At 31.1% G+C, this 21,182-nt stretch carries 20 protein-coding genes and 1 pseudogene; 19 read left to right on the top strand and 2 right to left on the bottom strand.

The genetic code is table 11. The features are described from left to right. Positions 1 to 109 precede the first annotated feature (109 nt). Positions 110 to 1,792, top strand: coding sequence for a helix-turn-helix domain-containing protein (locus JFU23_RS28970; RefSeq protein WP_149191289.1), 1,683 nt, complete (start codon positions 110 to 112; stop codon positions 1,790 to 1,792). 111 nt (positions 1,793 to 1,903) lie between these two features. On the opposite strand, the pseudogene JFU23_RS28965 reads toward JFU23_RS28970, so the two are convergent. Further along, positions 1,904 to 2,029, bottom strand: a pseudogene (locus tag JFU23_RS28965) (zinc ribbon domain-containing protein); the annotation flags it as partial. A gap of 226 nt (positions 2,030 to 2,255) precedes the next feature. Beyond that, the gene (locus tag JFU23_RS28960) at positions 2,256 to 3,209 is read right to left on the bottom strand and encodes a helix-turn-helix transcriptional regulator (RefSeq protein ID WP_088031227.1); all 954 of its coding nucleotides are present in this window, start codon (positions 3,207 to 3,209) and stop codon (positions 2,256 to 2,258) included. A gap of 102 nt (positions 3,210 to 3,311) precedes the next feature. Between JFU23_RS28960 and JFU23_RS28955 the strand changes: the two genes are divergently transcribed. From JFU23_RS28955 to JFU23_RS28870, 18 genes are all read left to right on the top strand, one after another. After that, positions 3,312 to 4,100 (top strand): ABC transporter permease, encoded by a 789-nt coding sequence (locus JFU23_RS28955; RefSeq protein WP_201033415.1) that lies wholly within the window; start codon positions 3,312 to 3,314, stop codon positions 4,098 to 4,100. A gap of 16 nt (positions 4,101 to 4,116) precedes the next feature. Beyond that, the gene (locus JFU23_RS28950) at positions 4,117 to 4,911 is read left to right on the top strand and encodes an ABC transporter permease (RefSeq protein ID WP_088031225.1); all 795 of its coding nucleotides are present in this window, start codon (positions 4,117 to 4,119) and stop codon (positions 4,909 to 4,911) included. Between the two features lie 28 nt (positions 4,912 to 4,939). After that, the gene (locus tag JFU23_RS30985; protein ID WP_201033414.1) at positions 4,940 to 5,347 is read left to right on the top strand and encodes an ATP-binding cassette domain-containing protein; all 408 of its coding nucleotides are present in this window, start codon (positions 4,940 to 4,942) and stop codon (positions 5,345 to 5,347) included. 23 nt (positions 5,348 to 5,370) lie between these two features. Further along, complete coding sequence (locus JFU23_RS28940; RefSeq protein ID WP_201033413.1) at positions 5,371 to 5,925, top strand: hypothetical protein; 555 nt, start codon at positions 5,371 to 5,373, stop codon at positions 5,923 to 5,925. A 1,463-nt stretch (positions 5,926 to 7,388) separates the two neighbouring features. Further along, entirely contained in the window at positions 7,389 to 8,369 is a 981-nt protein-coding gene (sbnA, locus tag JFU23_RS28935) for a 2,3-diaminopropionate biosynthesis protein SbnA (RefSeq protein ID WP_176280902.1), read from the top strand. A 19-nt stretch (positions 8,370 to 8,388) separates the two neighbouring features. Further along, on the top strand, positions 8,389 to 9,342 hold the full coding sequence (locus tag JFU23_RS28930) for a PLP-dependent cysteine synthase family protein (protein WP_088031222.1): 954 nt from the start codon (positions 8,389 to 8,391) through the stop codon (positions 9,340 to 9,342). Between the two features lie 17 nt (positions 9,343 to 9,359). Beyond that, a complete protein-coding gene (locus tag JFU23_RS28925; protein WP_088031221.1) occupies positions 9,360 to 10,127 on the top strand; it encodes an acyl-CoA dehydrogenase family protein in 768 nt (255 codons plus the stop codon). A 19-nt stretch (positions 10,128 to 10,146) separates the two neighbouring features. Continuing rightward, a complete protein-coding gene (locus JFU23_RS28920) occupies positions 10,147 to 11,541 on the top strand; it encodes a class I adenylate-forming enzyme family protein (RefSeq protein ID WP_201033412.1) in 1,395 nt (464 codons plus the stop codon). Continuing rightward, positions 11,541 to 12,872 (top strand): nucleotide sugar dehydrogenase, encoded by a 1,332-nt coding sequence (locus JFU23_RS28915; protein ID WP_088031219.1) that lies wholly within the window; start codon positions 11,541 to 11,543, stop codon positions 12,870 to 12,872. Before JFU23_RS28920 ends, JFU23_RS28915 begins: the two co-directional genes overlap by 1 nt. Next, entirely contained in the window at positions 12,865 to 13,848 is a 984-nt protein-coding gene (locus JFU23_RS28910) for an NAD-dependent epimerase/dehydratase family protein (protein WP_201033411.1), read from the top strand. The genes JFU23_RS28915 and JFU23_RS28910 overlap by 8 nt, the downstream gene beginning before the upstream one ends. Further along, positions 13,802 to 14,953 (top strand): glycosyltransferase family 4 protein, encoded by a 1,152-nt coding sequence (locus tag JFU23_RS28905; protein ID WP_088031217.1) that lies wholly within the window; start codon positions 13,802 to 13,804, stop codon positions 14,951 to 14,953. The genes JFU23_RS28910 and JFU23_RS28905 overlap by 47 nt, the downstream gene beginning before the upstream one ends. Further along, positions 14,916 to 15,659 (top strand): sugar phosphate nucleotidyltransferase, encoded by a 744-nt coding sequence (locus tag JFU23_RS28900; RefSeq protein ID WP_201033409.1) that lies wholly within the window; start codon positions 14,916 to 14,918, stop codon positions 15,657 to 15,659. Before JFU23_RS28905 ends, JFU23_RS28900 begins: the two co-directional genes overlap by 38 nt. 3 nt (positions 15,660 to 15,662) lie before the next feature. Beyond that, positions 15,663 to 16,814, top strand: a complete 1,152-nt coding sequence (locus tag JFU23_RS28895) for a DegT/DnrJ/EryC1/StrS family aminotransferase (RefSeq protein WP_088031215.1) — start codon at positions 15,663 to 15,665, stop codon at positions 16,812 to 16,814. A gap of 3 nt (positions 16,815 to 16,817) precedes the next feature. Further along, positions 16,818 to 18,638, top strand: coding sequence for a beta-galactosidase trimerization domain-containing protein (locus JFU23_RS28890; protein ID WP_201033408.1), 1,821 nt, complete (start codon positions 16,818 to 16,820; stop codon positions 18,636 to 18,638). After that, positions 18,610 to 19,659 (top strand): alcohol dehydrogenase catalytic domain-containing protein, encoded by a 1,050-nt coding sequence (locus tag JFU23_RS28885; protein WP_201033407.1) that lies wholly within the window; start codon positions 18,610 to 18,612, stop codon positions 19,657 to 19,659. Before JFU23_RS28890 ends, JFU23_RS28885 begins: the two co-directional genes overlap by 29 nt. 3 nt (positions 19,660 to 19,662) lie before the next feature. Further along, a complete protein-coding gene (locus tag JFU23_RS28880) occupies positions 19,663 to 19,914 on the top strand; it encodes an acyl carrier protein (protein WP_201033406.1) in 252 nt (83 codons plus the stop codon). Then, on the top strand, positions 19,911 to 20,546 hold the full coding sequence (locus JFU23_RS28875) for a nucleotidyltransferase family protein (RefSeq protein ID WP_201033405.1): 636 nt from the start codon (positions 19,911 to 19,913) through the stop codon (positions 20,544 to 20,546). Before JFU23_RS28880 ends, JFU23_RS28875 begins: the two co-directional genes overlap by 4 nt. Further along, entirely contained in the window at positions 20,536 to 21,006 is a 471-nt protein-coding gene (locus JFU23_RS28870) for a (2Fe-2S)-binding protein (RefSeq protein ID WP_088031210.1), read from the top strand. The genes JFU23_RS28875 and JFU23_RS28870 overlap by 11 nt, the downstream gene beginning before the upstream one ends. The last annotated feature ends 176 nt before the right edge of the window (positions 21,007 to 21,182 follow it).

Below are 21,182 nucleotides of genomic sequence, written 5' to 3'. Positions count from 1 at the left end.
AAAATCATCTAATAAATCCTCAAATTTTGTTAGGAGGGGAGTTCATGTAGCAATTAAAATTTCACTTTTATAAATCCTCGACTAAAATTTACAATGAAGGAGGGTATACATGGAGAATGTTCTACAATTATTTCGAGATGCAATATTGATATCAGAGCCGCTCTATAAAAATAATGCGGAGTTGTGGCAAAAATGGAATTCTTATTATGAAGAAGTTAAAGAAAATAATAGTAAGATTGTAACCTCGTTTTATTATTCTCCTTCATTTTCAATGCTTGTGAAGTGGCTTGAACAAAAGCAAGGAAGTGGCCTCTCTTCTTTGCAAATATTCACAAGTATAGAGAAATATAAAATTGAAATCAACGAAACTATTGGTAGATTTGTTGAACAAGAATTTCCGAAAGACAACAAAGTTAATAATATAACACCTAAAATTTTAATTGAATCTAATCACAAAAACGTGCTTGAAAACTACCTTGAAGTGAATAACTCTGCAGTTTATTATAAGTTAAGGGATGGAATAGCAAAGAATCAATTTGAAGAAGATGAAAATACAAAATTACAGTCGTATCTAATTGAAACGAAAGATAGTAGTGGAGTAGCAAAACTCTCTTCTCACAAAGATGAAGATTTAAGGTTAGCGAACATTGAAGAAGCAGCGCGATGGAATACATTAATTGATGGTGTAATGAGTAATATGGACGATCTTACCGCAGACTGTTTAGATACAATTACAATACAGTGGTTGAATCAAGCAAAATCTCCAGACGATTTTATTGATTTCAGCTATGAAAATGTACTAGATATGTGTAATATGCCAAAAGCAACAGCAAACGGTATAGAGTATTATCGTGCAGAAGATAAAATTAAAATTGCACAACGGATAGCTGCCTTGGCGAGTATCTTTATTTATTTAAATGATGATAATGAGGTCGTGGTTTTAAATGATCGTGCAGAAACTGGTAAGCAATTTGAAATGAAACGTGAAATAATTAAAAGACTTTTCGTTTTAGATTCTGTAGTTCTTTGGAGAGATAAAAATACCAATGATTACGTAGGTATTGAATCTTGTAGAATAAAGCCAGGTAGCTTTTTATCGATGTATTTATACGAATCTAGTAGCACAACAGCGTTATTATCTAAAAAAGCATTGGAGTATAATAGTTATCGCCACAAATTCCATAAGCGACTCATTCGCTACTTATCTTGGCAGTGGAGAATTCGACAACAGTACAGTAATTTAAAAAGACCATATTCAATTGGTGGAGAAAAAGGACTATTATCTGTTATAGGGATTAATATAGCTAAGGGGCGTCCACACCGTATTCGTGAGCAATTAGAAAATGTGTTAATAGATTTAGAAAAAGAAAAAGTTATTTCACATTGGGCGTACACTAAAGATTTAGATGAGACACAGTTTACAAAGAAGTATTGGTTTGAAAATTATTATTCACAGTTAGGAATTGTGATTTTACCACCAGAAGAATTAATTAATTCTGTGGGGAAAATGAAAACAAGAAAAAATATAGATGTAATACAAGGGGAAAATCAAATTGTAAAAATAAATAGTAAACCTTTGAATACGGATGAGAATGAAAAATTGATTCGAGAGAAACTAGTTTTTTTTCATACTAAAAAGAACATAAAAATGAGAGAACTTTCGGAAGAAATAGATATTTCGCAACCTACTCTTTCCAGATTCTATAATCGAAAAACAAAGCGTCTTTCTGAAAATGCTAGAGACAAATTAAGTCACTGGTACAATAGACAAATTATTATTGAAAAAATGTAAAGAAAGAATATCTATTTTATTGAACTACTCACCACTTAACATCCTCACGGACTGTTTGAAGTGGGAGATTCCTAAGTACGGAAACCTAACGGTTTCTAATTCATTAGGAGATCCCGTAGTTCCTACGGTTAAGAGACGAATTGCTTGGTTTCTAAGATTGAGCGCTGCATTTCGATCTCTATCGTGATGTGCGCCACAAGTAGGGTAATCCCACTCACGAATTGATAAAGTTTTTAATCGGTATAATGAAAAATTTCAATTGTTCATTATACCGATTAAGTGAAACAGTGTAAATGAAATCCCTTTAAGCAAAAGTTTTTTAGAGGCTTGTTTAAGGTTTGTCTCTATGTTTTTTGAAAATTATGTCTTTATAAAAGTATCTTAATTCTAATTGAATTGGACTATATATTAAAATTTATGACTAACAAAACTGATGGAATGTTAGAATATCCTTGTATATACTTTACGCATATTTATTTAATATAGCTGAAGCTTTTTCTTTGATTAGTGTAACTATTTCTATAGGATGTTTAACTTCAACGTCATCTCCCAAACCTAAAAAAAACTCACTCATATATCCAATTTCATTTTTATTTAGGTATGTATCAATTAGACCTGTTCCATCATCAAGTATTTTAATTTTTTCACGTAACCAGATGTTAAAATCACATTTAAGAATACCTTCTCTTGTTAAAATTACATATAATTTTATAAGTTCTTTGGGTTTTTCTTCTGTTTTTTTAAACCATGTATTTAAAGTTAAATTAGAAAAATCTTTCTTTTGCGGGAAGTTATTTTTAACTTCTAGCATCCTTATTCTATCTATTCGAAACAATCTATTTTGTTGCCTATTAAAGCAATATGCGGGCATATACCAATACCCATTAGACGAATAAATACCTATGGGCTGTATAATTCGTTTTGAGAAGCCTCTTTTTGATTCATACTCAATTTGTATCACTTCTTGATCAATAGCAGCATCCATTATATTTTTTAAAAGAGGGGTCTTTTCCTGTCTTGTTGGAGTGATAAAGAGCACCCTTTCACTCATTGAATCAATTTTTTTTTTTAGTTCTTGTGGAAGATAATTATAAAATTTATTTAGAGCGGATTTAGATTCATGTTCAAATGGTATGGAATCATAATATTGTAAAGATTGACAAGCGAAAAACAAGGAGATTGCTTCATTTTCAGAGAATGTAATGGGGGGTAATAAGCCATTTTTATTTATTAAACGATACCCCCCATGAGGACCTCGTTCAGAATAAAGTGGAATTCCAAGGGTAGATAATTCTTCTAAATCCCGTAGAATCGTACGTTTAGATACATTAAATTCATCTGCAAGCTCTTGCACAGTAAATTTATTTTTTGTGTTGATTTGCAGCAATATATTAAAAAGTCTATTTATCTTGCTCATCAGTTTTCATCCTTTTTAAAAATTTTTCTTTTATACATGACAAAAATTGTCACTATTAAATGTTACGATTAAGTTGTTCAAATAAGGAATGGAGGCGAATATATGTACAGTAAATTGATGCGAACTACCTTTAAGAGTGCAACAGTATACAAGTTTAATGTATTAACAAAGATTATAGCAACGCTTATAGCCGTGTTTGCTGTAAGGCAGGTTTGGACCGTCTTATATGAGAATCCCCCAGCGAATGGGGTTAATGTTACTTTAGACGTAATGTTAACATATATGACAATCTCAATTGTACTACAATCCCTATATACTCCTACAATTGTATGGGAAGTAAGTCAAAAAATTCAAAATGGACAAATAGCACAAGAATTTCAACGTCCATGGAATTTTGAGTTTGCAATGCTTTCGCGTTCGTTCGGACTGATTCTTGCGAATATTATGACGGTTGTTATTCCTATTGGAGTTATTACCGTGTTTATTTTCCCAATTAGTATTAGTAGCTCATGGATAATGTGGTGTGCTTTTTTATTTAGTATTTTTGCTGGTATTATAATAAATTTTTGTGTTCAGTTTTTTATTTCTCTTCTTGCATTTGTTTTTGTAGAAGTTTGGGGATTTGAGATTGTTATAGGATTAGCTACTGCGTTTTTATCCGGACAATTAATACCACTGTGGTTTTTCCCAGAGTTTTTGCAAAAAATCGCTCAATTTCTACCTTTTAGAGGAATGTACGATATTCCATTATCTATTATAACAGGGCAAGTTAATTTTCAGAATGTTTTAGGTTTATTGGCTTTTCAAATAATGTGGGCTGTTGGCTTAATAATAATCATCCGTTTAGTTGTTAGATATTTTCAAAGAGTGCTTGTAGTTGCTGGTGGTTAAGAAAGGAGAGAAGTATATGGAATACTTAAGACTTTATTTAAAAATGCAGAAAGCTAATATTCGTTCTAGAATGGCATATCCATTTAATTTTTTCTTAGGCATTATTTGTGTTACATGTTTCGGAATATTTTCTACCCTATTTATATGGGTACTAACAAGAAACTTTCCAAGTATAGCCGGATGGAATTTTTACGAAATTTTATTCATTTCGTCTTTTAACATGCTTTCCTATTCGTTGGGCTTACTATTATTTATACACATTATGGACATTGATCATTATGTAAGAAATGCGGAGTTTGATAGAATCCTTGTCCGACCAATGAACGCACTTTTACAGTTTGCAAGTAAGCAAATTAATATTAACAGTTTAGGAACAGTAATTTATGCAGTAAGTGCGTTAATTTACGCAGGTGTCCATATTAGTGGATGGAGTGCTGTATCAATTTTATATACCGTGTTACTAATTATTTGTGGAACTATAGTTTCTATATCTATCCATTTAATAATAGGATCAACAGCCTTTATTACTTTACAAAGTGGAGGATTGTTTCAAATGTTAGACAATATCTATACGAATGTTGATAACTATCCAGTCACAATTTTTCCGAAATGGGTACAATTTTTCTTAACTTTTATACTTCCTATTGGGTTTATAGGCTTCTATCCAAGTGCCGGTTTATTAGGAAAAGGTTCTTATTTATTAAATGACAATCTTATTTTGATCTGTTTGGCAGTCTCACTTATTTTATCTATTTTAAGTTATATTATTTGGCACGTGTCTATTAAGTTTTATTCGGGAGCCGGTTCTTAATTTTTAAAAAATTTTGGGGGTGTCTGTATTGATTATTGAAGCAAAAAATTTATCGAGAGAATTTACAGTATATTCTAAAGAAAATGGTTCTTTCTTTATGTTGAATCAAATTTTAGGAAGGAAAGGAACTAAGAAAAAGGTTGTAGATAATATAAATATGGACATTGCTGAAGGTGAAATGGTAGGGTATTTAGGACCCAATGGGGCAGGGAAATCTACAACAATAAAAATGCTTTCAGGAGTTTTAACACCTACTTCAGGAGAGTTAAAAGTTCTGGGTAGGGAACCAGGGAAGTATCGTAAAGAAAATGCTAAAGATATTGGCGTTCTATATGGACAGAGAACACAGTTATGGTGGGATCTAAAATTAAAAGATTCCTTTGAACTATTAAAAGCGATATATAAAGTTGATTCTAAGGTATATAAAAAAGATTAGATAACTTTATTGAAATATTAGATATGGAGGAATTTATAAATCGACCAGTCCGACAATTATCTTTAGGGCAGAGAATGAGAGGAGAAATGGTTGCTACACTACTACATTCACCACCAATTTTATTTTTAGATGAACCAACTATTGGCTTAGATGTTTTGGCTAAAAATAAGATACAGGAGTTTCTTAAATTTTTAAATAAAGAAGAAAAAACAACGGTATTAATAACATCTCATAACATGGACGATATTGAAAAATTATGTGACAGAATTGTTCTTATTGATCAAGGAAAGATTATGTTTGATGGTGCAAAAAATAATTTAAAGAAAATGACCACAAAAAAAGATACGTTAATCGTGGAAATTGCGCTAGAAGACATGAATAAGATACCATCTTTGATTCCTCTAAAAAAAGAAGATAATAAAATGTACTTTGAATTTAGTGATCATGAAGAAGTACCAAAGATTATTAATGAATTATCTAAACAATTCAGGTTAATTAAAATAGAAATTGAAACACCTGAAATAGAGCAAGTATTAAGGGAATTATATGAAAATAAACAATATGGGATGGTTCTTTAACGTACTGTTAACAACAAAATTACTATTAAATAATGGAATGATAAGAGTAGATTATTATATTATAAATATGCCAAGCGGCAATATATTATGAGAGGAGGGAAAGACATGACAGATTCAAATACAAAAATGTTTGTTGGTGGCGTAAAGATTTAATATTGTTCTAATTTTTCAGGTAGAACTATTCAGATGTACTTTTTTAGTACTTCTGGATGGTTCTATTTTTTTATATAAGAAATTATTATTTTATATTAATGTACAAACATTTTTTAGACGTATTGTATAAAAAAGTCATAAGGAAGGCACTAGAAGTCATTAACATGACGTTAACATGTTAATGATTTTAAAGTAATGGAACAGTACAAGTGTATATGAGATGATAACTATGAAATAAGAAAATAAGAAAATAAGAAAATAAGTATATAAAGGAGGTGATTAATATGACAAACCCAAAAGTTCTTGTTGGAGGCGTAAACGCGTAATATTGTTCTAATTTTTTAGGTAGAACTATTCAGATGTACTTTTTTAGTACTTCTGGGTGGTTCTATTTTTTTATATAAGAAATCATTATTTTATATTAATTTACTAATGTTTTTTAGATGTATCTTCTGAAGAAGATCAGAAGGAAGGTACAGGAAGTCATTAACATGACGTTAACATGTTAATGATTTTAAAGTAATGGGACAGTACAAGTGTATATGAGATGATAACTATGAAATAAGAAAATAAGTATATAAAGGAGGTGGTTAATATGACAAACCCAAAAGTTCTTGTTGGAGGCGTAAACGCGTAATATTGTTCTAATTTTTTAGGTAGAGCCATTTAGACTTACTTTACTAGTATTTCTGAGTGGTTTTATTTTATATGTTCATTCAACCTAATATAACTATGTGTTAATACTTAAATGTTATTTGGATATGGTTTATGAAAAAACTTTAAAAGGAATATGTTAGTAGTTCTTAACATGGTATTAACATGTTAAGAACTCTAAATTGATGGGACAGTACAAGTATATATATGATTATAACTGTATAAAGGAGGTGATAAATATACGAGATGGAAAATCAAAAGTTCTTGTGATTAAAGTTATTTAATTGTTTCAGTAATAACAGACATATAGAAATGTTTAAAATGCCTTCTTTTTTACTTTAGCAGTTAAAGCTATGTGAACCATACTTAATTTATTTTATTAATATGCATTATGAAAAGGTTAAATTATTTCCATGTATAGTGACTACTTTTCCTCACTAAGCTCTTACTATAAATTATTACATTGATTATGTTAAACACTTTAATTTCTCCGAAAAATCCTTAGGCCTACTACTAAGGATTTTTTATTTAATAAAAAATTCATACTTTAATGTTTTTTCTGTAAATAACGCAAAATTAACTGTGTATTTATGTCATTACTTTTAATCAATTTGTATTCTTTTATTTAAGGAATAAAAAATATGGAGAAGAAAAAGATGAAAAATTATAAAGTTAACAATTCAATACTAGACTTGGTAGGTAGTACACCATTAATGTTATTAGAAGCATTTTCTGATAATGATGTGAGAATTTTTGCGAAGATAGAAGGGTTTAACCCTGGGGGAAGTATGAAAGATCGTCCAGGATTAAATATGATTAATATTGCTGAAGAAAAAGGAATATTAAAGCCGGGTGGAAGAATTATTGAGTCGAGCTCAGGGAACTTAGGAATTGCTCTAGCTATGATTGGTGCAGTTAAGGGATATCAGGTACATTGTGTAGTCGATCCTAGAATTAGTACGACTAACTTAAAGATTATGCGAGCGTATGGAGCAACAATAGATATGGTCTCTCGACCAGATAACTATGGTGGCTATCAACAAGCAAGGATTGATAGGGTAAAGGAATTATTAGAAGTATATGAAGATGCTTACTGGCCGAATCAATATGACAATAAGGGGAATCCAGAGGCACATTATAAAGGAACAGCTTTTGAAATCTATAATGCGTTAGGAGAAGATATTGATTACTTAGTAATACCTGTTAGCTCCGCAGGATTAGTAACAGGTTGTGGTTTATTTGTTAAAAAGCATATGAAAAAAACAAAAATTATAGCGGTTGATGCAAAAGGATCAACTATTTTTGGTGGCTGTCCTTCTGCTCGTAGGATGACGGGGATTGGTGGGAATGTAACACCTCCTAATTTAAAAAGAGAACTTATAGATGAAGTATTTCATGTGAATGACGATGAGAGTGTTCAAATGTGTGAACAGATTATTAAAAATGAAAGTCTTCTTGTTGGTCCATCTTCAGGAGCGGCACTTTTTACAGCACTTAAGTTAAAGGGAAATATAAAAGGTAAAAAAAATATAGTAGTAATATTTCCTGATAATGGCGATAGATATTTGGATGGTTTATTGGATGTATTTTGTTCAAAAAGTAATCGGAAAGTAAATATTGAAAATCTAGCTTATTAGCAATGAAAGGAAGCTAACAATGGATTATGTAAGATCTGTATTTGATTTATGTGGCGATACCCCAATTGTACAACTAAATAGAATGGCTAAATATCAGAATGTATTTTTAAAGCTTGAAAGCTTTAACCCTGGTAAGAGTGTCAAGGATCGACCTGTTATAGAAATGCTGAAAGATGCGGAGGAATCGGGCAGATTGAGGGCAGGGATGACTATTGTCGAATCCACTTCGGGTAATACTGGCATAGCGTTAGCTTTATATGGGAAGAAAAAAGGTTACAGAGTTATATGTGTAGCAGATGAAAATATCCCGAGAGAAAAGCTTAACTTACTTAAAGCATATGGTGCAGAGGTAGAGATGGTGGAAGGAACCATAAATTTGAAAAATGCAGATTTAACAGAATATCGTATAAAATACATTCGTAATTTAATTGCAGATAATAAAGATTATATTAATTTGAGTCAATATGATAATGTGATGAATCCTCATGCTCATGAAATACATACTGCAGAAGAAATATTAAAACAAATTAATCAAGATATTAAAGCGATAGTTATTAGTGTTGGCACAGGTGGAACAATAACGGGTGTCTCTAAAGGTATCAAAGATAAAAGGCCAGATTTGCTAATATATGGGGTGGAGCCAGTTGGATCTACTTTATTTGGTGGAGAAAAAGGCCCATATTTACAACAAGGTCCTGGAAATTATTTTAAGCCTAAAATATTTAATACAGTACATGTAGATAATCATGAAAAGGTTAATGACTATAATGCCTTTAAAACAACAAGGGATTTAGCTACTAAAGAAGGTTTATTATTAGGAGGATCTTCGGGAGCTGTAGTATATGCTGCTATCAAAATTGCCGATCAATTAAAAGAATCAGGTGGAGTTTTAGCAGTTTGTCCTGATAATGGGACCAAATATTTAGACACAATTTTTAATGATGAATGGCTCAAAGAACATAATCTGTTTTAATCAAGGAGGTGAGTTTAATGATAATGAATAAAAATAAATCTAATATGGTTCAAATGATTGAGTATTTTTGTAATAGAAATACTACTGATGTTGAGCAGATTATTAAAATGGTACATGAAGTTGGGTATGATTTAACTCAAATAGAGAATGTTAATTTTTTATTTTCAACAGGTGTAAATAGACATCGGTATATAAGTATAGTAGAAAAGAATGCTAATCTTGAACAAAGTGTAAAATTTATACACCAGAATTTAATTTATGAAATAGAGTCTAGTTACATTACGCAGCGACTTGAATTGACTCATTATCAAATTGTGGTAATAGAGATCAATCTGAAATATGCGAGAATATTAAAGGAATTAGAAATAGATAATGAATCAATACTTTACCAAAGAATAAATTATTTCCTTATACCAGTGTTACAATTATTATCTTTAAAGCAAGTACTAAAAATTTGTATTGACTACTCGAAAAAACGCGTTGCTTTTGATGTACCTATTCATAAACATCAATTAGTGGGCCAAACATTAGCAGATAGTTTTACAGAGTATACAACCAATAAATTATTATTAATAGAACTAGCAAAGAAATTAGATAAGAAATTAATTACCATGAAAGAATGTGTTAGATCAATAATATTTCTTATAGAAAGTCAACAAGAAATTGTAGATAAGTTAGTTCCTACAACTGGCGCATATGGATTAATTGAAGAAGCAGGTATAAATAGCAGGTTTTTAGAAATTCATGGAATTGGTTCTGTATTCCACTACATTAACTACGTATAACTAAGAGGGTTTGATAAATGTGGGTTATATTAAAACTTTGTTAAAAAAACAAATAGCGTTAAAAAAAGAAGCAGCAGTTATCAATGAAGAATTTATATATTCTCCTACAAAGGTAATAAAGGAAATGAACGTTATTAGTAATAACTTTAAGCATTTCAAAAAGGGAGAAAAAATTGGTTTAGTAGTAGATCATTCTTTACGATCATTGATGATATTGTTAACAATTATAGAGCAAGAATATAGTTTACTACCATTGGATAGTAAATGTACAGTTTCTGAAATAGAAAGAGTTAAAAAAATTACAGAAACAAGTGTATGGATTATACCAGATACCTATAACTATGAATCTCTATCAACCAGCAGCTGTTACACTTACTCGGAAGTTTATAGTGAACAATTGAAAAGACCAAATAATAACAATGAAGCAGAAAGTAAATCCTTATATATGCTTACTTCTGGAACAAGTGGTATTACTAAAATTGCCAAGATTCCTTACCATAGTTTATGGAGAGGTGCGGAAAGCTATCGAGATTGGTTTGATATTAAAAATACCGATACTATAATTTCAACCGTTCCATTAACTCACTCATACGGTTTAATAGGTGCATGTTTAACTTCAATTTTTAGTCAAGCTACTCTGTATCTATGTAAAAACCCTACCCCCAGAAAAGTCATTAATGCAGTTCATGCATCAAAATCTACAATTTTATTTGGAGTACCTGTATTTTATAACATACTTACTCAAGCCCAAAAAATAACAAAAATAGATTTAGAAACGCTAAGATTAATAATTTCATCAGGAGGTCCTCTAGATAAGATAGTTAAGGGGGAATTTTTCCAAAAGTTCGGTCTGCCTATTCAACAAGTATATGGAAGTACAGAAACAGGTGCCATAGCAGCGACACATCCTGTTAGAAAATCAAGTTTAAATGCGGTGGGTTACATATTACCTCACGTTAAAGTAGAAACAAGTAATAATGGTTGTTTAAAAGTGCAAAGTCATACGGTTTTTAATGGATATTTAACTGAAGTTGGTGAGCATTCGTTTGTTATTAACAGAACATTCGAAACAGGAGACTATGGATACGTTAAAAATGGAGAGGTTTTTTTAAAAGGACGGGCAAAAACATTTATAAATGTTGGAGGTAGAAAAATAAATCCAACCGAAATTGAACGTGCTTTAGTAAATCATCCTTATATTACAGATTGTAAAGTTTTAGGAGAAGTGGATACATTATATGGAGAGAGAATTGTTGCCTATGTTCAAGCACAAAGTGAGTATCTAACTATTGAATGTGTTAAAGAATTTTTAGAAAGAAGATTAGCAGAATATAAGTTACCCCACCAAATTAAAATTGTACAAGAAATTTCGAAAAGTTGGAAGGAAAAATATATAGAAGGGGATAGATACTAATGAGATACGTAGAAGAGAAAGAACAGAACGATAGTATTTGTATAATTGGATTAGGTTATGTTGGTGTTACACTAGCTAGTGCATTTCTTGCTAAAAAACAGAATGTTGTAGGTATTGAGGTGAAAAAAGAAGTTAGGGATCAATTGAGTAGAGGGGATATGCATCTATTTGAACCTGGAATAGAAAGTATATTAAAAGAGGAAATTAATAATAGACTTACAGTTCAACAATATATTCCGGATAATTTAAAGAGTGTAATTATTTGTGTAGGTACTCCGTACTCACAAAAAGATAATAAGCCAGATTTAAGATATCTCAAGGAAGCTATTGAGGCTGTAAAAGATAAAATGACATCCGATACTTTAATAGTTATTCGAAGTACATTACCAATTGGTGTCACTAGGGAATTTGTTTTACCTATACTTCAAAATAAAATTAAAAATCCTAAAGTTGTATTTGCACCAGAAAGAACAATTCAAGGTAAAGCATTAGAAGAGTTATTAAATTTACCACAGGTTATTGGAACATCCAATGATGAACATTTTGAGCAAGCTAAACGACTTTTTGAGAAGCTAGGCGTAGAAGTAGTCAGGGTACGATCGTTTGAAACAGCAGAGATGCTGAAGTTAATGTGCAATGCACATACAGATATTTTATATAGCTTTGGGAATGAGATGTCCAATATTTCAACAAAATTTAATATAGATATACATGAGATGATAGAAGCTGCAAATCATAATTATCCTAGACCAGATATTGCGACTCCGGGTTATGTAGGGGGATCATGTTTAACTAAAGACCCTTATCACTTAATTTATTCTGCTAAGCAAAAAGGATATATGCCGCATTTAGTAAAAGCAGCAAGAGATACAAATGAGAATTTGCTTAAAGGTATTATGTTACAAATAAATGATATTTTGGAGAGTAAAGGGTTAGATTGGAATACCACTAAAATTTTTGTTTCAGGGTTGGCATACAAGGGACGGCCTGAAACAGATGATTTAAGAGGAAGTGCAATATGGGAGCTCCTTAACCTTTTAAAAGGAAAGAAAGTTAAAGAAATCATGTTACATGATTTTGTGATTGATGCTCAAAAAATTGAAGAGGAATTTGGACTAAAGGCTGTCACATTCGAAGCTGGAATGAAAGAAACAGATATTGTGATTATTTTAAATAATCACCCTAAGTATCAATTATATTCAGATAATATAATTGATACTCATGAGAAGAAACAGAAAATTATTTATGATGTATGGGGTATTTATAAAGAGGTTCTAAAAAATGTGACAAATAAAAAATGTGATTACTTAGGAGTGGGATTTAATGGCTAAAATTTTGGTAACTGGTGGAGCAGGTTTTATAGGTTTTCATTTAGTAAAGTATTTACTATCCCAAGAACATAATGTAACGGTTATTGATAACTTTTTTAGAATTAAAGAAGATGATGAATTTAGAAAGCATGAATCTAAATTTAACTTTATACAAGGTGATCTAACTAAACCTTTAGATGATCTACTAATGGATAAGTCATTCGACTATGTATTTCATTTAGCTGCTATAAATGGTGTTAAATATGCGAATGAAATGCCTGAAAAAGTATTAAGGACCAATATTTTGAGCACGATTAATGTTTTAGATTGGTGTGCAAATCATCCACCTAAGTCATTTGTTTTTTCTTCATCTAGCGAAACGTATAATGGGTCAAAAGAATGTTTTGATATACCAATCCCGACATCCGAGGGCGTACCTGTAGCAATTAGTGATGTAACTTTACCAAGAAATTCTTATGCGGGTTCGAAGATTACTGGTGAATTATTAACTATTCATTACGCAAATAAATATAATTTTGCAGGGAAAATTGTTCGCTATCATAATATTTATGGACCAAGAATGGGAAAAGACCATGTAGTTCCAGCTTTAATTGAAAGAATTTTCAGTAAAGAAACCCCTTTTAAACTATATGGTGCTGAACAAACAAGAGCGTTTTGCTTTATTACAGATGCAGTGGAAGCAACATATGAGGTGGCTTTACTAGAAGATGAAAAATGTCAGATAGTTCATGTTGGTAACTCAGAAGAAGAAATCGAAATTAAAGATTTATGTAAAAAAATATTTAAGATAGCTAATTATGATGTGGAAATTGAAAATCTTCCAGCACCAGCAGGTTCACCTGCGAGAAGATGCCCAAGTACAGAAGAACTTAAAAGAATAATTAACTATATGCCTAAAGTCTCATTAGAAGAAGGATTGTTCCGAACTTATGAATGGTACAAACAAGAATATAAAAAAAATATTGATGTTGTTTAGAAGTAGTTATCCAATGGTATCAGGTGCTGATAACATGGCAAGTTATACTGCCAAATTTTTATCTAAACACAATGAGGTAGATATAATACTGGTACAAAAAAGCGATGCGCATAAAAAATATAAAATAATAAGAGATGAACTAGGAACAAGGATTTTTATCCCTAGTTCATCATCCCTTGACGATTATATTGATTATTTAGAAAAACTGGAACCAGATTTAATACATTTAGTGGATTTAGTAGATGAAGAGTTTTGTGATGTTGTTCAAAAGTTAAGTTATAAAGCTCCAGTTGTAGTAACTCCTGCAACAGATATTCGCTTATGGGAAAATCGAAGGAAAGGGCTTAATATATGTCGACTTGCAAAAAATATAGTTACTTTAACAGAGTACGAAGAAAAGAATCTTATACAAGAATTGGGATCAAAATATCTCAATAATATTGTTAGGATTTCCCAGGCTCCTGTAATAAGTGATGAAGAAATATTTGATTTTCGGGAAAAATATAATATTTCAATGGATGATCAAATAATTTTATTTCTTGGAAGAAAAATAAAATCAAAAGGCTATCATCTTTTATTGAAAGCAAGTAGTGACATAATAAAGAAACATCCTAATAGTAAATTTATTTTCATTGGACCTCATTATAAAGGATCTAAATTGATATTCGAAAGGTATAAAGGTAATAAAGCAATATTAGATTTAGGTCAAGTTTCAGAAAGAGAAAAACTTTCTGCATTACAAGCTTGTAATTTACTATGTTTACCTTCTACTGCAGATGTATTCCCATTGACATTCCTAGAAGCATGGCTGTGTAAGAAGCCAGTAGTTTCAGCTAACTTTCCAGGTGTTAAGAATATCGTTAACCATGGGGAAAATGGGCTGATAACAAATACGGAAATACAATCTATCTCAGCGAATATACAGTTTTTATTAGAAAATAAGTATCTCGCTCAGTTGTATGGGGAAAATGGGTATCAGAAGGTTATCAATCAATATTCATGGGAAAAGGTAACAGAAAATATTCAAGTGTTATATGAGAAAATTATTGAAAGGGAGGTAGAAACATATGAGAGCAGTAATAATGGCAGGGGGGAAAGGGATTAGATTACACCCATATACTAAAATCATCCCTAAACCACTTATTCCTTTGAATGAAATACCAATCTTAGAAGTTATTTTGAGACAACTTCAATACCATGGATTTACACATGTGACTCTAACTTTAAATTATAAGGCTCGTTTAATTCAAACTTATTTTGGAGATGGAAAAGAGTTAGGGTTAAATATTGACTATACAGTTGAAGATAAAGAAATGGGAACAATTGGACCACTAACATTAATAGAAAATTTGAATGAGCCTTTTTTATTAATGAATGCAGATATATTAACAGATTTGGACTTTGGAAAATTTTACAAAGAACATATTAATTCCAATGCAATTGGTACGGTCATGTTATATAACCATTCATTAAATGTTGATTTTGGTGTGGTAGAAAGAAATTCTATTGGTGAGATTACCGATTACCTTGAAAAGCCGTCTTACGATCTACTAATTTCTTCAGGGATTTATATGCTAAACCCTGAATCGATATTTTATTTAAATAAAGGTGAAGAAATAGGTGCACCTGAATTTTTAAAAAAATTAATTAAATCGCAAAAAATAGTTAAATCATATATTCATGAAGGTGTATGGATGGATATTGGGACAAAAAGAGGGTTAGACTTAGCTACCGATTTCTTTCAAAAAAATAAAAATCAATTATTGAATTTAAGTAAAGAAAATTTAATAGAAAAAGATAGGGTTGTATAAATTATGGATTGGAAAATACCTTTATATGATTTAACAATTGGTAAAGAAGAAATATCGGCTATAACTAAAGTATTAAAATCTCAATGGATATCTATGGGGGAAGAGACTAAAAAATTCGAGGTTTTATTTTCTGAAAACTTAAATATTAGTTTGCCAGGATTAGCTGTAAATAGTGGGACGGCTGCTCTACATACAGCTATGAAAATTTTAGATATTGGGCCAGGTGACGAAGTTTTAGTACCTTCAATGACATTTGTGGCGTCAGCTAATGCAGTAAAGATGGTGGGGGCTACACCAGTTTTTATAGATTCTACAAGCCACTATGATTTTAATTTAGATCCGGAAGTAATAGAGAGAAAAATAACTTCAAAAACAAAAGCTATAATTGTGGTGCATTATGGTGGTTATAGTGCAGATATGGATAGAATTATGCAGATAGCACATAGTTATGGAATAAAGGTTGTTGAAGACGTAGCACATGGACCATTTGTAAAGACTCCTAAGGGATCTTTAGGAACCATTGGAGACATAGGGTGCTTTAGTTTCTTTTCAACAAAAAACATAACTACAGGTGAGGGTGGAATGCTTGTTACTTCCGACTCTAACTTACATGAGAGAGCACGCTTATTTAGATCCCATTCTATGAGCGTTAGCTCATGGGAAAAACATAAAGGGAGACCTACAACATACGATGTTAAGGAAGTAGGTATGAATTATAGGACTACAGATTTAGCATCTGCGATAGGGATTCAACAGATATATAAGTACAAAGAAAATCAAAAAATAAGAGAAGCACTAGCTTCAGAATATAGGATAAATCTAAGACAAATAAAGGATGTGACAATACCTTTTGAATCCGTAAGTGTCTCAAAAAGTAGTCACCATATTTTTCCTATAATATTGCCTGGAAATATAAATAGGGATCTCGTTATTAGTAAGTTAAAAGAGGAAGGAATTCAAACAAGTGTACACTATCCCCCATGTCATTTATTTACACTATATAGACAGACACAAGGAACAAAAATAGGTGATTGTCCTATAGCTGAAGAAATTTCAGATAGAGAACTAACTTTACCTTTACATCCTAACCTGAATGTAAGTGATATTCATAGAGTTTGTTGTGTTTTAGAGCACACATTAAAGGAGAATATATAAGTTATGTATATAGGTTTCAACTATCATCCATCCAAAAGTGGCTGTCAATATTGGCATGAATGGGATGAAGATGAAGTAAGAACTGATTTGTTAAAAATGTCTCGTGAAGGGTTTAATGTAGTCAGGTTTTTCTTGTTTTGGAAAGATTTCGAACCTCATGAAGGAGTCTATGATTATCTTGTTGTAGAACGGTTACATCAGTTTATTAAATTAGCAGATGAGGCTAATTTGTATTGTATTCCTTCAATTTTAACAATATGGATGAATGGACAAATATTTAAACTACCTTGGGATAATTCAACGGATGTATGGGGAAATATTAAACTTAAAACTAGAGCAGAGTGTTTTCTAGAGTTTATAGGTAAGGAACTAAGAGAGTATAAAAATATTTTATATTTTGACATAGGTGATGAAATAATATATGCAAATGAAAAAGCGGTTTTATCGCTGAAAAGTGAAGAAGCAAATATATGGTTAAGAGATATGATTACTGCATTAAAAAAGGGGAATCCACAAAGTAGTGTAATTATGGCAAGTGATCATTTATCAGTAGTAGGAGAACATCCTTTTGTTTTATCTAATATTTCTAATGAATTGGATGCGGTTGCAATACATGGATTTCCTCTATGGACAAAATTCAATATTGAATCCAATAATTCATGGAAATCATCATTATATGTATCATTTCTAGTTTCAATAGCAAAATTATATGGTAAGCCCTTAGTTGATGAATTTGGTTTGTATGGTTGTTCCGATGATATAAGAGCTGATTATATGTTGACGAGTGGATTAAGTAGTATTTTACATGGAGCAACAGGAATTATTTCATGGTGTTGGAAAGATTTTGAGACTGTTAAAGAGCCTTTTAATTTAAGACCGGGAGAAAGGTTTGTTGGTTTTTATAGCTCTTCTGGAAAGCCTAAAAAGAGTGTATACAGTTTGAAAGAATGTGTAAAAATTTCCAATAAGATACGAGATGGAAAGTTGAGTGAAAAAAAGGTAGGGATTTTTTTACCAGAAGAGCAGTTTAAAGAAAATGATAAGAATTTAGATTTTACACAAAAATCAATATCTCAATTCTACGCATTTTTATTGCTAAAAAAGACGCAAATCCCAACAGAATTTTGTAGGGAAAATCTAGAACAGTATAAAGCAATTCTATTCCCTTCAAACCTACATTTGACAAATGAAGATTTAGAAAATTTGAAAAAATATGTATACCAAGGTGGAATATTGATCTATAGTACAGGGAATTACTTATACGGACATGGGATATCTGACCTATTTGGAATAGAATTAGAAGATTATACATTAAACAATGAGGATTTTAGAAGTTTTGAATATGAAGGGACTTCATATTACGTCGAATGGGAAAATTTAAAAGATAATCAAATTCCAATTATAAGAGAAAATCAAGCAGAAGTGTTAGCAAGATTTAATGAATCGAAGAAGCCTATTATAACAAGAAATTCATATGGAAAAGGGAAAGTTTACTATATTAATATCCCAATAGAGTCGCTATTAAATAAGCCTTACGCTATGGAAAAAGAAAATTTTTATAAAATTTATAAAAATATCCTTTATGCAGAAGGAATTGATGCACCAGCACAATTCTCATCGCCTTTTGTTGATGTACACATTTTAAATTATCATAACCATAATAATTGCGTTTTAATTAATCACTCCCCAAGAGAGCAAAATGGGAAGTTATTTATTAATAACACTTATATAGATATAAAAATGCAACCTAAGTCAGTAAAAGAAATAAAAGTATTCAAGGATAAGGAGAATGGCGATGAAAGCAGCTCTGTTAAGAGGACCTAGACTCATCCAGATTCAAGATGTTCCAGTTCCAAGTATTTTACATCCTAAAGATGCTGTTATAAAAGTTACTTTAACTTCTATTTGTGGTACAGATATGCATCCGTATAGAGGAGAACTTAATGACTTTATACATAATACAATAATGGGACATGAATTTACAGGAATTGTAGAATCTGTAGGTAATGAAGTTGAAAATATCCAAGTAGGGGATAGAGTTGTCGTCTCTGATATTGTTGCGTGTGGAGATTGTTGGTACTGTCAAAAAGATATGCATTACCATTGTGAACATGTTTCATTATTTGGCTATGGCGAAGTTGTGGGAGAGTATATCCCAGGTGGACAGGCTGAAAAAGTTAGAGTCCCATACGCTGATAAGCTTTTATTAAAAGTTCCAGAGAATGTATCTGACGAAAAGGCTATTTTTGTTGGTGATATATTATCTACCGGATACGCCTGTGCTATGGAGGGACAAATAAAAGAAGATGATTGCGTAGTAGTTATCGGTGGTGGACCTGTAGGACTAATGACAATTTTGTGTTCAAAGATGTTTACAAAGTCAAAAGTCTTTTTAATTGAACCTAATGAAAATAGACATTTAATTGCTAAGAAATTAGGAGCGATACCTCTCAAGCCGAATGAGTTAAATCAAATTTATAATTTTACAAATCAAAGAGGTGCCGATGTGATACTTGAGGCCGTAGGGACAGATAATACACTTCAAACAGCTTTAGATCTAGTACGTCCTAAAGGTAATGTAGTATGTGTAGGAGCGCATCATTCAAAGGCTATGCCATTTAATACTGAGAAGTCTTTTGCAAAAGAGTTATCATTAAAATTTGTGGTTGGGGACCCTTTAAAATATGGAGAGTTACTTTTAGAAAAAATCAAAGATGGGGAAATAGACCCTAGTGTTATTATTTCCCATCGTATGTCTTTTGGGAACATTGAAACAGCTTATAAAATGTTCGAGAGTCAAGAAGCTTTGAAAATTGTTTTAAGTCTAGGAGAATCGAGGGTATAAAAAATGAGTAGAGAAGAGATTTTAACGAAGTTAAAACTCGTATTATCAGATAATAATATTTCTACACAGGAATTAAAGATGGGGGATAGGATTGGCTATGGAAAATTAAAAATTGATTCTATCAAATTTATGAAATTAATGGTTGATTTAGAGAATGAATTTAATATTGAGTTAGACTACCGAGAAACTTTTGATGAACATAGTAATACGATTGAACATCTAGTTCAATATATTGAACATGGAAATAGGTCTTGAAAAAAATTAATAAATCCAAGAGGTTTGGTGCATTAATTTTAGCTGCGGGTGAATCAAGTAGAATGGGAAAACCTAAGCAACTTTTATCAATAAATAATGAAACTATGATACAGCATGTCATAAAACAAGTAGTACAAGCAGGATTCAATCAAATTATTTTAGTGTTAGGTTTTATGGACAAGACAGTAGAGAAGAGCATTTCAATAAAGATAAGAAAGAAAGTTGAAATTGTTCGAAATGATCAATACAAAAAAGGAATCTCATCATCAATAAAAATAGGTATAGGTAGCTTTAAAGGTGACATACCTGTTTTTATTTTCTTAGGAGATCAGCCTATAATTTCTCAAAAATTGATACTTGAGATGAAAACATGCTATCTCAAGTATCAATACGATGTGATACGTAATAATTATAATAATACCCCTGCACATCCCGTGTTGTTAGGACCAAAATTACTTAAAAAAGTCGATGAACTAGAAGGTGACAAGGGATTCAACACTTTAATAAATAAAAATAAGATATCGGTTAAAAATATAGATAATTCAAATGATTTTCCAATAATAGATATTGATACTCAAGAAGACTATTTTAAATTTATAGAATTAAAAGAGGGGTATGAATGTGACCAATAAAGTCCCTATTGAAATAATGGTGAATGGGGAAAAAATTAATACTGCTGTTTCTTCTATTCAACCGTTAGTACATTTTTTAAGAGATAATCTAAAACTAACAGGTACTCATATAGGCTGTGATTGTGTTTCATGTGGTGCTTGCACGGTGCTACTGGATGATGAACCCGTAAAATCATGTGCTATCTTAGCAGCACAGTGTAACCAAAAACAAATAACTACAGTAGAAGGTTTGGAGACAGATCAGGGATATAGTATATTACAGAAAAGTTTCCAACAGCAATATGCTCTCCAATGTGGATATTGCACGCCAGGTTTTTTGATGATTGGTACTTATATTACTAAAAATTTTACAGAATTAAAGGATGAAGAAATCGCAGAGCTATTAAGAGGGAATTATTGTAGATGTACTGGCTATACTCCTATTATCAAAGCAATAAAAGAAAGCTTAGGGAAAGAATAGATAACACTCTTCCGAAAGTGAGGATGCTGACAGATATATAGTATAGAACTTAAATATATTCTTGCTACAGGATGTGTATGATAACGAGAGTGAAGTTTGTATTTTAAAACTTAAATAAATACGGGACCGTTAAAGAATGGATTATGCATTTAATACTATTTATGTTTTGTTCTAAT

The organism is Bacillus sp. TH50 (assembly GCF_016650565.1).
Lineage (GTDB): Bacteria > Bacillota > Bacilli > Bacillales > Bacillaceae_G > Bacillus_A > Bacillus_A mycoides.
The sequence above is the reverse complement of the archived record's forward strand: the minus strand, read 5'-3'. Positions and strand labels throughout refer to the sequence as shown.